Here is a 12,567-nt window from a genome sequence, read left to right as displayed (position 1 = left end):
CTCATTTTATTTGCTATAACAGCAACTTATTAGGTAGGAAATAGGTGTTATTCTCTGTCTTTTCTATCTTATTTTCTAAGAATAGCTTTTCAAGTTGATTCACTTTATCAATGAGTTTGTGATAGAAAGTATCAAAACCTTGCTTCTGTGCTTTTTTAGTATTCACTTCGTTACTATTGTAGCTATTAAATTCCTTTGCGTCATTTACAAAGATACTTGTCTTTCGCGAGAAGAGTTCTGATAAAGGAGCCCCTCTGCGAATCACCTTGCGATTGTAAATGCGATTGATATTGCGTATTTGCTGCATATAAAGTCGTTTGAGTAGCTTTTTGTTTGTACTATTAAGCTCGTTAAAATCAGGTAGCAAACTTCTGTAATTGTCAATAAGGTCGGTGATTTCCTCTTTGGTAAGTTCTAAACCTGCGTCTAAATAAAGGTTTTTATCTGTCTGAAAGCGATCAAAGAATATCTCATTGATATTGTCTTTCTTAATCTGAGAGAGTTTAGTTCTATCTCCCTTTAAAAAGCATTTAGCAGCTACTGAGGGTTCAGAGTAAATCACTCCTAAGTTATTTTTGTAATTCTCCAATGAAGTGATAAGTTTCTCTTGGGTGAGTTTGCTATGCACTAAAATAGAATCCATAGCTGTATTGAGTGCCGCTGGTGTTAATCGCTGGTAGAGTTGAGGAAAGACAAGTCCACCGTTAAACAAGCTATTTTTAGGGGCATCATACACATAGATGTTCATCTGTTCATCTGCAATGTTTTTGAGGCTATTATCCTCTGTTATCAGCTGGTTATCTACTATATAGTTCTCTAAATGTGCTGTGCGATATTTGCCAATCTTAGAGAGAATTTCTTTGGCATATAACAAAAAGTTCTGAGAAGCACCATCAGGGTTGTTTTCTATCTGAGCAAATAAAACAATGGCTGAGTTTTGCGCCATCTTAGAGAGTAGAGGATTTTGTTCGCTTATCTTATGTAGCTCATTGGTGCCCACAATAATATAAAAGTTACTCTCAAAACTATTGGGACCGTAGTTAGGTAAGGTCTTTAATAGTGCTTCTGCAAGGTCTGTTTTTGACTGTGTAGTAGTGCCACTAATAGTTTTTGTAGGGTTTTCAATAAAGTAAAGCCACTCTTCAAAAGAAGTGGTTTTAAGCAGACTATAAGAGGTGTTCTTCCCTATGCAAACCGCAGAGAAGGTAGGAGTTATATCCTTCATTTCTGAGAGAGAAAGCCAAGTGTTTTGTAGGGCGTTGAGCAGTGGTTTTACGCGCTGTACATCTTCTGCATCAAAGAAAAAATGAAAGTTTATTTTTTTTCTTTCTTTATCCATTCGTGCAATTTCAGTAATAGGAAAATAATCTCCTTTTACATTGATGAGTTTACCCTTGGTGTGATCCCATACGTAGAAAGGCACACTTAGGGGATTCGTTTTCTGATGCCCTATAAGGCTGTTGGAAGTGTTATATACGTAATTTGACCGCACTGTTTGCTTTCCCAAAGAAAGAGAATCACACTCATCCGATGAGATGGTATGCTGATAGTCATTGACAAGTTTGTATACTTTGCCTTGTCCTACAGGGCTAATAGCCTTTGCAGAGACCCAGCCTATCAGTTGAGAGATCGTATCTCTTACTATAGGTTTATTGGAGATAAGTACCGCTTCCTTGTTTTGACTGTATTTAAAAGCATATACAGTTTCATTTATTTTGATTTTTTGCTTACTCTTTCCCTTTAGGGTAGGGTCTTTAAAGAGCCACAGCGAATCATTTGCAAAATAGAGTTGCTTTTCAAGTAATCCCTCTGGGCTACTGACACCAACTTTGTATTTAATGGGCTTGTTATTGCTAAAATCTGTAAAAGCAGAGTGGTGTAATAAGAGTTGCTGCACTGGTATCCAACCGATATATTCCACAGATTTAGCATCCTTAAAATGGCGTTTGCGCCCCATAAGAGGCGAAAAGAACCCTTTGGGCTTACCTACCTTTGAAGAGTCAGCCTTGACAAGTTCAAAGCAGCCATTCTTACGACCTATTACAAAGTAAGGAGTGAGTAGTTTTTGACTGCTGAGCTTCTTTTGAAAATAAGCATTGGTATACGCCTTATTATCATTCCTATCAGAGTAGACTACAAAAACATCCTTGTCTTTTTTCCAGCGTCTCTCAGGGGCTACGTAATTGAAATTATAAGCTCCCGTCTTTTCTATCTTTTGGTATTTAGCAATTTGAGAAAAAGCCTCTGATGTGATCAAAAAAGCACCTATTAAAATCAGAAGGTATGTAGTTTTATTGTAACGCATTATTCTACTCCGTTTGTGATACATTAATCCGCTTTACACAGTTGAAAGTGTCTATTTCCACTTTGGTGATATTTACTTTCTGTTTTTTCTTAGCTTCAAGGTAGTGCAATCCTTGACAATAACTATACAGGTCGTTGTACTTATTCTGATTGATAACCACAACTACTTCACTGAGGTCATGGCATATATAGCGTTGTTTGATATAATTGAGTTGTTTATAAAAGTTATTTCTGTCGCCCACCTCTGTGTTGGCAATACTTTGTAGGTGTTTCTTTATATCATCTTCTGCCAAAGCCAATGAATCAACAGTGATAAGGTCATTTACTTTTTCAAATTGGGGCAAAATTTCTATTTCGTGAAAGATAGGAAAGGCAGTGGTGTTAGTGGAGAGTTTTACTTTATAGGTACCTGGCTCAGAGTAAGCATATACGGTTTGCTGTTCGTAGGCGTCTACCGTGCCTGATTCTCCAAACTCCCAATACCAAATCTTAGCTCCTGGACCCTCAGCGTAGAAAACGAGTTCTTCCCCTACATAACCAATATCAGGACCTAAAAGGCGAGGAATAGAGTCCAAAGCCTGTTTTTGTTCAGTAGGGATAACCTTGATATACTTAGAGACTTTATTGTTTTTGCCAACCTCTAAAGTGATGAGGTATTTGCCAGCAGATTTATAGTCGTATTTTACACTATTTTTGCCCTTTGCCATATCACCGTTGCCGAACTTCCAGACAATCTGATGGTTTTTTACCATAGTGCTGTCACTTATGGTAAACTCTAAAGGTTCTCCTACTTCATAGTGATTGTTGTTATTGGAGTCAAAGATATAGAAATCCAAATTCTCTGATTTTGAGGAAGGAGTGAAGAAAACATACCCTAAAATGAGTAAAATCAACAATAGGGAACCTCCAACGATAATAGCGGTCTTTTGATTCATCGTATTTATATGTTAAATATTGGCTTTACACTCATCTAAGTTGCTTTTGAGTTTTTTGTTGTTTGTCTGAATTTTATTGAATGATTCTCGCGCTTCAAAATAAATTCTCAGTACCCTTGCCGATTGCAGACCAAAAATGTACTTTGCATCTTTGTTTTCCTTGTAAACATCTTCAAGGGATTGTATTTCTCTTTTTATCTCCTCTAAACGCTGTTGCTGATTGATTTGAAAGTCAATTCCTTTAATAGTATCGCAAAGTATACGCACCTTGTGAGTGTATTCTTTCTGCTCTTTGAGGATTTTCTCTGAGTTTTGAATCTCCTTCATTACCTCATTGCCTTCAATAAAAGGAATAGGTCGTATGAGTTTGACTAACACCAAAAGTAGGAGTGAAGCCAAGAGTACGAATATCATTGCAAAGCGTATTTTCTTCCAAAATGTTTCATTCATAGTTATTATTTTCCTGTTGCTTTGTTATTACTACTTCTCTGACGGCTCAGGTCTTGATAAATCTGCTTGCATTTCTCTAACTGCTCTATATAGTAAGACCTTTTGTTGTCCTCTATTTCATAGAGATCCATTACAGTTTGTATTTCTCTCACTTGAGAGAGCAGTTGGCTATAGATGGTATAGTGTTCATTTCCTACCTTAGTGGTGTCAATATCTTTTTCCAATTCCTCTCGTGCCTCTGAGATGATCTTTTGTAGCTGCTTGTGCTCACCAGCATTACGTTTTTTACTGCGCAAAGCAAAGAGTTTTTTGTTTAAGTCATCCAACATAAAATTAAGCTCTGCTTGCTGTTTGAAAACTTGTTCATACTTATTCCTCTTTTCCTCTAACAAGTTAATTCCCTCCTCAGCTATGGATATGGTAATGTAACAGCACAGAAAGAACATCACTATCAGCATAGTGAACGAAATAGAGAAATCTCTAATATTTTTAGCTCTTACCTCTTGAGATACTGATTTCATAGAATAAACTGTTGTGCCTTAAGATTAAAAAATCGAGTACAAAAATAGAAAATAATTTCTAAATAGCACTGATTTTGTTGTAAGTTTTTTTTGTCTTAATTCAATTAGAATGCTATTTATCAATATATTAATCAAACATAGACCATATAGAACTATTTTTACCTTTTTCCTTTTGAGTAGGTAATTCTTGGCTCACTACAATATTGTCTCTTCTTTGCCCAATGTATTCTAAACCACTCATCTTTTCAAACAGTTTATGTATCATTGAGATGAATAGTTGGAGTGTGTTTAAAGTGGGAGCTATATTCATATGATTATAGTGCAGATTAATAACATTCTCTATAGTAGCTGTAAACTCAGAGGGTTTTACATCTATCCATTCGTAGTAATACTGCAATAGTTCTTCTTGTGCTCTATCTTCCATAAGGTTTATAGAAATAGAGAGTTGATGTGCCCAATGCGTTATTCGCTCTACAAGAGCAATTGGAGGATATTCAGAGGCTATATTGTTAAAGAAGAAGCTATTTTGAGTGTAAAAATCATTGCTATTTTGGCATAATAAACAAGTGTTTGTCCCTAAGTGATTGGTGCGTTCATTACCCTTGTTCTTCTTTATAATTCCAATAGCATTTTTGTTAATATCACCAATAGTCTTACAGAGATCCGCCCTGAATTTTTCAGTCTCAGTATGATAAGCTACTTTTTTCACTGCTGGTATGTAAGTCTTATTTTCTGCTAAAATCTTTTCCTTAAGGTGTATTTCCCCTACCACTAAAAAATAGTTATCAAGAAAACTCGTATTTATTTGCTGATAAGGAATGATTTCTAATTTTATTTTTGGTAGAATATAAGGGTGATGTAAGGGTACTTCTTCAGGATTCGGGACTCCTACAGGTATCCCCTCATAAGGATTAACAGAGAGAATGATAAAAAAACCTTCTGTGTTAGCGTCTACATCGGCAAGATTTACAATAGCAAAAGGGCGCTGTTCGGCTCCATAGAGTTCATCGTAAAACAAAATACGATAACCCAATTTAGTAATAAGATGGCACGATTTGAGTGTTACTCTCAGTGTATTAGATTCGTTTGAAAATTCTAAATCCAAATTGCCATTATTGGTATCAATAGGCTCTAATAAGCCGTACTCAAAACTATTCTGATTGGTAGCGTTGTAATCTTTTATAAGTTCAATGGTATGGAAATAATCATCACAAAAATCTTTTTGAGTGATTTTCATCCCATCTTCCCAATTCACTGGCAAATACTGTATTTTCTTCATTTTTATTATATTTTTTATGTATTAAATACCTTTTTCTAATTTCACCCTACGGATATAAATTATCTGTCGGTTCTTAATCCTATTGTCATAAGCCTCATTCTCTGGATCTAAAAACCTTACAAAAAGTGGTATAGTAAACCACTTAGGAGTGTAAAATACCCAGCCAATATCCTCGTCTTCATCTTTGGTGAGTATAGGACTTTCTGGAAAGCGTACATTCTGGTCTTCAATAAAACGATCAAACCATTTTCCTATCGGAACTTCCATAGGTAACTTTACAACATAAGAAGAATAATTCTCAGCATCAGGGGTTTTCTTGATGCGAACAGTAACTTGTATAAGGTTAAAGGTATCTACACGCTCCCAATAAGAACTATCCGTAGCATCAGACTTAACCACCCAAGGAGTACGAAAAACAGGAGCAAATTTTAGATAGTAATCCCTTGCTATTACGTATAGCAAAGGCATTACAAACCACAGGACAATAAACATTGCAGTGCTTGCATAAGGAAGCGTGCTTAACAAGTTAAAGAAGAGGTAATAGGCCCAACCTGAGACTAACATTGCAATACACAGCACTAAAAAGAAAATTGCCTTATCTTGTAAATCATCTTCAAAACCCAGTGTTTTAGCGTAATAACTGCTCTTTACATAGTACACCAAACCTATTCCTAAGATGAGGTAGGAGATGATACTAAGTACCAAACCACCCCACACAAACTCATTTTTGAGCAGTGCAAAAAGTGAAGGTAGCGTTAAGATAAGCACCACAATAAGCACAAAGATGATGACTTTTTTAACCTGTATCTTCTTTTTTATACCTGCTAATTTATTAACCACAAAAAGCATTACCACTGCCAAGAGCGGTACAAGTAAGTATTTTACAAAAAATGAAATTAACGCTTCCATATCTTCTTAATTTTCTTATCTCTATTTACAAAATCACAGAAAAGTATCCAACCCCAAATGTCCTTTTCCTATTACTAAATCTATCTTTTGTTGTTTCTCATAAGAGAAAATAACTTCTCTTGCTGCCAATAGCAAAAAACTGAGTATTTTTCTGATATTGTCTGTATGCTGAGTATATAGTTCATAATCTATTGCTTTACTTAAAAATAAGGTTATTTTTACATCTTCTATTTCACTCTCCATACTACCATCTAAACCGAAATTCACGCCTATACGCGCCTCACCTAATGGGATAAAAGGCAGTTTTTCGAACTTTTTAGGTATGTAACAGAGTTTTAGAGGTAGTTCTAATACAAGCTCTAACAGACGCTCAATAACAGGGAGATTTTCTTTGAGTTGCTCACTATGGCATAGCTCCAAAAATAGTATCTCTAACTTCTTTTTAGGAATGGTAAGCCCTACATTTAACAACTGTTTAGCAATATTTAAAAAATTCTCTTTGGCTTTATCATCAGTAAGCAGGTTTAAATGTCTGCTGAAAATATGTGCGCGTTCTTTAAACAGCTGTGTATCAAAAGCAGAAAAGAAATACAGATTGTTTTTCTCCCGTTTGCGATTCTTGCGTACCGCCTCTACAATCTCTCTATTGCTCATTGAAGGGCGGCTGACTACCAAAGGATGAAAGAGTGCTTCTGGCAACTGGTGGTACATACTGTTCCTGCTGAGGTGTAAGACCAAAAATTCCCTATATCCCAATCGGGTAGCTTGGTAATCAGTAGAGATATTGAGCACATCCTTTGAGTGTACACGAGCGTTCATACCGTATAGCTTTAGTTTGAGTAGGGTGTCAAGCTCCTCTCCTAAGATGAATTTAAGCTCATCATAGAATACCTCTGCGATAAAATCAGCAGCTTCACTTTGCTTTAGTTCTGATATGTTGTACTTGTCTTCTAACATTCTTAAAAAAATCCCTTACTCAACACTCCATATAAGTTGGTTATCTTTATAATCTACCTTTAAGGTTTCACCTTCTTTTACCTGCTGCGCCACGATAAACTTGGAGATCGCTTTTTTCAGGTAATTCCTGATAATCCCTGCAATGGGGCGTGCGCCATATTTTTGTGAGTAACCCTTGTTAGAAAGGTAATGCAATGCTTCTTCTGTAAGGGATAAGGATATGTTCTTTTGCACTTGTAATTGCTGTTGTAATTTTGAGAGGTGCAATAAGAAAATATCCTGAGCTACCGCTTCTGTAATAGGTGAAAAAGGCACTACCTCTGTAAGGCGTCCTAAAAACTCAGGTCTGAAATACTCACTCATCACCTCAATAAGCTCATTAGAGGTAGGCGTATGCCCCTTGCTAATTTCTTCTGCTATCCAACTGCTGGCAATGTTTGAGGTAAAGATAATAATTGCATTAGAGAAATCACCACTGCGCCCTAACTTATCGTGAATAGTACCCTCATCCATTATTTGCAAAAAGACGTCATACACAGAGCTGTGGGCTTTTTCTATCTCATCAAAGAGCACTACTGAATAAGGTTTCTGTCGTATTTTAGTTACAAGCATACCGCCCTCTTCATAACCTACGTAACCTGGTGGCGCTCCATAGAGCAAAGCTGCTGAATGTTCTTCCTTGAACTCAGACATATCAAAGCGTATCATCGCATTTTCATCGTCAAAGAGCAGCTCTGCCAGCGATTTGGTAAGCTCTGTCTTTCCTGTCCCTGTAGGACCTAAGAAGAAAAACGAGCCAATAGGTTGCTTGGGATTGCTCAGTCCACTACGCGATTCTATAATGGCATCGGCAAGGGTTTGTATAGCCCTATTCTGACCTTTTACCCGTTCTTGCAAACGGTTTTCTATGTTGAGCAAACGATCCTTTTCATCGGCTTGTATCTTACCGATGGGAATACCTGTAATCACCGCAATGATAGCTTCTATCTCAGTAGGCTCTATACAAGTGATCTTATGAGCTGATAGTGCTTCAAGTTCTACAAGAAGGGCTTCCATTTTAGCAATACCCTCCTCATAAGGAGTTTCCTCAGTAAGTACATAGCTACCGATAAGCCTGCTACTGATAATAGCACTTAACTTGCTTAAAAGAGTATTTTGCCAGAGTTGTAGTTTTGAAAAGTCTTTTTCTTCACTGGTTTTAAGTTTTTCTAATTTCTTTTTAAAAACTGTTATCGTTGTAGAGGTATTGGCATTGCTCATCTTCACTGCTGCCAAGGTGCGATCAATAAGGTCAATAGCCCCATAAGGGAGTTTACTCTCCTTAAAATAACGCCGTGATAGGTAAATTGCCTCAGCAAGTGTAGCCTGAGAAATCTCAATCTGATAGGCTTTCTGAAAGTGTTCTTGGTGTCGCTCTAAGCATTTGAGCAGGTGAAAATGGTCTAATTCTTCTAATTGTAGTACCTCTAACTTAGTATGGATAGGGTGTTTTTCTAAATACTTGTGGTAAGCATCTGAAGAAATACACATTATCAGGTTGGTAGCTCCTTCACTAAGCTGGGAGTTAAGCACATTGATCATCAAATTGGATTTACCTGTGGCATTCTCTAATAGCACTTGCAGATCATCAATAACTAAGATAGATGTATTTTGCAGTTTGTTTAGTTTTTCAAAGAGTTCAACCGTTTTCTTAGAGAGTTCATTCTCAGAGGTGCTACCTGATAGCAATTTGGACACATTTAGCCCAAAAACCAAGGTGTTTTGCAGTTGGTGATCTCTATTTTCATTCAGTTCTTTTACAAAGGCTTTTACAATGGCTGTTTTACCTATACCAGAATCACCCACCAATAAAGTGGCTTTGTTCTGGGTACGCTCTAAGTTCTCCAAGATATTTCGTACTTCTTCTTCACGACCTATCACAAGACTGCCCTCTGTGATAATCTTATCGGTTTTAAGGTTTACAGCAAAAGCAAATCCAGAGGTCATTTCCTCTATTGCCTGGCTATCGGATGCGCTTAGCTCAAAGGAGGAGATACTAAACTGATTTAAAAACTCTTTTTCTTCTACGCCCAATAGCTCTATTTGCGCAGCAGAATATATCACGCCTTCTCTTACAATTGCCATAAACACACATACGGCATCTATCGTATCCGCTCCTAATTTGATTTTGGAACGGACAGCCTCTTCCCACAGCTTTTTGATCTCTCTATCCTCAAAGGAATCGTCAAAGGGTATTTCTTCTGACTGATAGGACTCTTTGCGCATCTCAAACCACTCTATCATATAGGCGATATCCTTACCCAAGCCTTCCAAGACCTCACGAAGTCCTGAGGGTTCATAAAGCATTGCCAATGCCAGATGTGCCACTCCAAAGCTCGTGTGGTGCTCGGCTATTGCCATATTTTTAGCCAACTTCAACGCGGCGTTTAATCCTGTGCTAAACGTATCTTCCATAGTATTATGCGTTATTTGATAAATACCCTATAGGGAATATTACTGATTGATTTTTCGGTAAGTTGCTGCTGCAAAAACAAAGCCAAACGCCCTGCATTTTCTTCTGTAGGGCGATGGGAAAAGCTCAGATGTACCTCTGTGGTACGAATAATACCCCTCCGTTTTTCTTTGGCAATCTCTGCTCCTGAACAAATCTTAATCTCTATGAGTTCCTCTCCAAATCGCTGTTGTAGGTAACTTCGGATATCTTGCTCTGAGACGATACGCTCCTTAGAGAGTAAGCCGTAACGCAGGTTGTTGATTTGAGCGCGCTCCGTGTGACGGGTAGCCCCTCCTATGGTAGGGGTAATAAGCCTGCTGCGTTGCATATCAAACTCATTGGTAGTGTGTTGATGGAATACAGAGTGCTCATCAAACCCATTGCCTTCTTCTGCATTGGTAGTCCAATAGCTAAGCTCATAGGTTGTCGCTTTGGGGTATGGAGTTGTCAAAAGAAATGTTTTATCGTTAAACTCATCGTTATTACCCCATTCGGAGATCATCTTACGCTCTAAGGTATCCAAACGGCGCATTAGTTCCTCTAAATCGGTGTTGAGCTTCTCTGGGTTCATCGCTGCAAACGCGCTGCCTTCTTCTCTTACTAAGTACATCGTCTTTTGAAGAATGGTCTTGGCGTTGCGCACATCGAATTTCTCTAAATCACCAAAATACAATGAGTAAGTACCTTCTGGGTGCTCTTTGTAGTTGTTCAGGATATTTTGGTATATATGTCCGTTGTTATCCCATATAGAATTCAGATTCAAAAGGTAATTCTTACCTTCACACGGCAAAGAAGCGATGCGCCCATTGCGTTTTACATTGTGCTGCTTGTAAACCTGCTGGCGATTGACCACAGGAATGGTATTGAGGGTAAAACGGATGTTTTGCAGCTCAGCAGTGGTAAAGAAATTAGGGAAGACTATTTTTATCCATAATAGCTTTGTGTCGTAGTCAATACCTTCTAATTCAAGGTTTATTTCAGGTGAAAATTCTCTAAGGGATAGAAGTTTTTGACTGCTAAAATCAGTGCTAAGACTGTAAAAATGGTCTTGGTAGTAGCTGATAATATCGGGATAATAGTGTTCTTCTGTGATTAGTTGCTTTTTAAAAACATCTCTGCGCACATTTATCTCATTGCTATCAATATCGTAAAAACGAATCAGATGAGCATAACTGTAAAGAGATGAATGCTTTATGAGAATGGTAAGCAATAGCTCATCCATAGCGGCATAAACAGCAGGAGTGGCTTCAATACCTATCCAACATGCATTTTCGTTGCTAATAGGTGATAAGGAAGATATTACTTGCTCTTGCCTAATGAAATTCTCATAGTAACTAATATGATTGCCAGATAGGGTGTATTTTACAGAAGCGTTATAAAGAGTTTGTGTAACTAATGGGGTGAAATAGATAGGCGTAGGGCTTAATCCCAAACCTCTTTTAGTGGTATAAAAATGATTAGTAGGCTGTACCGTTTCTACTTCTTCGTTAGGAAAGATGCGAAAAAGTCCGTGTGAGGGTAACGGCAGTGTCCATTTGTTATCTACTAAGATAGAGGACAGCCTATGTAGCAATTGGGCGTTAGAGACCTCTACCTCTTGGTAGAGTTTAGAGAGTTCATAAGCAAAGATGTCGGTTAGTAGGTCTAATACAGGATCTGCATTTTGTAGGTCTTTTACGCCCCATAGATCCATCGCATTGTGCAGTATCCTATTTTTCAGCGTATAGAAAAAATCGTCTCTCATAAAGTATTGCTATGCTTGTTGTTGAGAAAGGGGACTAATGTAAATGGCAGTTGTAAAGTAAAACGGCAATTGATTGGTAACAAGCTGTCCTTTTACAGTTATATCAGCCTTGCGCCTTATGTGTACTTTGCTATGGTGCGAATAATCCTCAATTTCAGAGAGGGTAACCTTTACCTCTACCTGCTTCAAACGCGGTTCGTATTTGTTAATAGTTGCCAGCAAAGAGGCACTGACCTCATCCTCCCATACATCTGCTCTCACTAATTGATGAAATTCTAACTCCCATATAGCAGAACCATAATCCTCACGTGAGACCACCTCCCCATAATGAGAAGTGACTATCATCATTATATGCTGGGCGATGGACTCCTGTGTGCTACAACGCGCCAGTTGCCTACCTTGAAGCAACTGAGAGAAATCAATAGAGGTTTTTAGGTACTCCATACATTCATAATGGCTATAATTGCGCAAATGTACTGCTTTTTTTTTAAAACGACATACTTTTTAAAGCCTTTTTTTTTGACAGAATTGTAAAAGTTTGATAATAAGAATTTTAAAAGAGTAAAATAATCATACATAATGAGTTATATTTTAAATTTCACCCCTGATTTCACCTCCTGCTTCTCAGGAGTATCGTGCTGCTCCTGTGCCATTGGTGTTACCTGCTCTACCGCCTCTCCTTCCTCAGTAGCACCACTCTCAGGAGTAATAGACAAGAGTATTCTTCGGTCAATAGCGGCAAGATCGGTTTTAAGCTGGGTAAGTTCTGCTTCTTTGTTCCAAGTACCAGAGAGGATCTCTTGAAGTACAGGTAGGTCTTTTTGGATGTCAGCGATTTTTTGTTGTTCTTTATCAATGAGGGTAGGGAGCTTCTCTAAAGCACGGATAAAGTAAGAGGCTGCCTTTAAAAATAAAGAAAACCAGCAAAACATCAGTTCTGCTGATTTTCAAAATGGAGATATACAGGTTCTTTA

The 12,567-nt window shown here is 37.7% G+C and carries 11 protein-coding genes; all 11 read right to left on the bottom strand.

Features of this window, described 5'->3' with window-relative positions; translation table 11 throughout:
* Nucleotides 1-13: 13 nt before the first annotated feature.
* Complete coding sequence (gene tssR / locus C4H12_RS06875) at nt 14-2,257, bottom strand: type VI secretion system protein TssR domain-containing protein (RefSeq protein WP_129588213.1); 2,244 nt, start codon at nt 2,255-2,257, stop codon at nt 14-16.
* A 52-nt stretch (nt 2,258-2,309) separates the two neighbouring features.
* Nucleotides 2,310-3,239, bottom strand: coding sequence for a PKD domain-containing protein (locus tag C4H12_RS06870; RefSeq protein WP_106098258.1), 930 nt, complete (start codon nt 3,237-3,239; stop codon nt 2,310-2,312).
* A gap of 12 nt (nt 3,240-3,251) precedes the next feature.
* Entirely contained in the window at nt 3,252-3,689 is a 438-nt protein-coding gene (gene tssO, locus C4H12_RS06865) for a type VI secretion system TssO (protein WP_106098257.1), read from the bottom strand.
* Nucleotides 3,690-3,694: 5 nt separating this feature from the next.
* The gene (locus tag C4H12_RS06860) at nt 3,695-4,210 is read right to left on the bottom strand and encodes a hypothetical protein (protein ID WP_106098256.1); all 516 of its coding nucleotides are present in this window, start codon (nt 4,208-4,210) and stop codon (nt 3,695-3,697) included.
* A gap of 127 nt (nt 4,211-4,337) precedes the next feature.
* On the bottom strand, nt 4,338-5,489 hold the full coding sequence (locus C4H12_RS06855; protein ID WP_106098255.1) for a hypothetical protein: 1,152 nt from the start codon (nt 5,487-5,489) through the stop codon (nt 4,338-4,340).
* 21 nt (nt 5,490-5,510) lie between these two features.
* A complete protein-coding gene (locus C4H12_RS06850) occupies nt 5,511-6,398 on the bottom strand; it encodes a TssN family type VI secretion system protein (RefSeq protein ID WP_106098254.1) in 888 nt (295 codons plus the stop codon).
* A gap of 33 nt (nt 6,399-6,431) precedes the next feature.
* Nucleotides 6,432-7,355 (bottom strand): hypothetical protein, encoded by a 924-nt coding sequence (locus C4H12_RS06845; RefSeq protein ID WP_106098253.1) that lies wholly within the window; start codon nt 7,353-7,355, stop codon nt 6,432-6,434.
* 15 nt (nt 7,356-7,370) lie between these two features.
* Nucleotides 7,371-9,809: an AAA family ATPase gene (locus C4H12_RS06840; protein ID WP_106098252.1), complete on the bottom strand. Its 2,439-nt coding sequence runs from the start codon at nt 9,807-9,809 to the stop codon at nt 7,371-7,373.
* An 11-nt stretch (nt 9,810-9,820) separates the two neighbouring features.
* Nucleotides 9,821-11,593, bottom strand: a complete 1,773-nt coding sequence (locus C4H12_RS06835) for a hypothetical protein (protein ID WP_106098251.1) — start codon at nt 11,591-11,593, stop codon at nt 9,821-9,823.
* 9 nt (nt 11,594-11,602) lie between these two features.
* A complete protein-coding gene (locus tag C4H12_RS06830) occupies nt 11,603-12,037 on the bottom strand; it encodes a GPW/gp25 family protein (RefSeq protein WP_106098250.1) in 435 nt (144 codons plus the stop codon).
* Nucleotides 12,038-12,177: 140 nt separating this feature from the next.
* On the bottom strand, nt 12,178-12,525 hold the full coding sequence (locus tag C4H12_RS06825) for a hypothetical protein (protein WP_106098249.1): 348 nt from the start codon (nt 12,523-12,525) through the stop codon (nt 12,178-12,180).
* Nucleotides 12,526-12,567: the final 42 nt, after the last annotated feature.

This window comes from Capnocytophaga sp. oral taxon 878 (assembly GCF_002999135.1).
Taxonomy (GTDB): Bacteria; Bacteroidota; Bacteroidia; order Flavobacteriales; family Flavobacteriaceae; genus Capnocytophaga.
Note: the sequence above shows the minus strand (reverse complement) of the source record. Positions and strands in the feature narration are given on the sequence as shown.

What these genes read in the sequence shown, in the direction of transcription:
- C4H12_RS06870 (WP_106098258.1), bottom strand. Translation starts at nt 3,239, where the DNA reads ATGAATCAAAAGACCGCTATTATCGTTGGAGGTTCCCTATTGTTGATT.
- tssO (WP_106098257.1), bottom strand. Translation starts at nt 3,689, where the DNA reads ATGAATGAAACATTTTGGAAGAAAATACGCTTTGCAATGATATTCGTA.
- C4H12_RS06860 (WP_106098256.1), bottom strand. Translation starts at nt 4,210, where the DNA reads ATGAAATCAGTATCTCAAGAGGTAAGAGCTAAAAATATTAGAGATTTC.
- C4H12_RS06855 (WP_106098255.1), bottom strand. Translation starts at nt 5,489, where the DNA reads ATGAAGAAAATACAGTATTTGCCAGTGAATTGGGAAGATGGGATGAAA.
- C4H12_RS06850 (WP_106098254.1), bottom strand. Translation starts at nt 6,398, where the DNA reads ATGGAAGCGTTAATTTCATTTTTTGTAAAATACTTACTTGTACCGCTC.
- C4H12_RS06845 (WP_106098253.1), bottom strand. Translation starts at nt 7,355, where the DNA reads ATGTTAGAAGACAAGTACAACATATCAGAACTAAAGCAAAGTGAAGCT.
- C4H12_RS06840 (WP_106098252.1), bottom strand. Translation starts at nt 9,809, where the DNA reads ATGGAAGATACGTTTAGCACAGGATTAAACGCCGCGTTGAAGTTGGCT.
- C4H12_RS06835 (WP_106098251.1), bottom strand. Translation starts at nt 11,593, where the DNA reads ATGAGAGACGATTTTTTCTATACGCTGAAAAATAGGATACTGCACAAT.
- C4H12_RS06830 (WP_106098250.1), bottom strand. Translation starts at nt 12,037, where the DNA reads ATGGAGTACCTAAAAACCTCTATTGATTTCTCTCAGTTGCTTCAAGGT.
- C4H12_RS06825 (WP_106098249.1), bottom strand. Translation starts at nt 12,525, where the DNA reads ATGTTTTGCTGGTTTTCTTTATTTTTAAAGGCAGCCTCTTACTTTATC.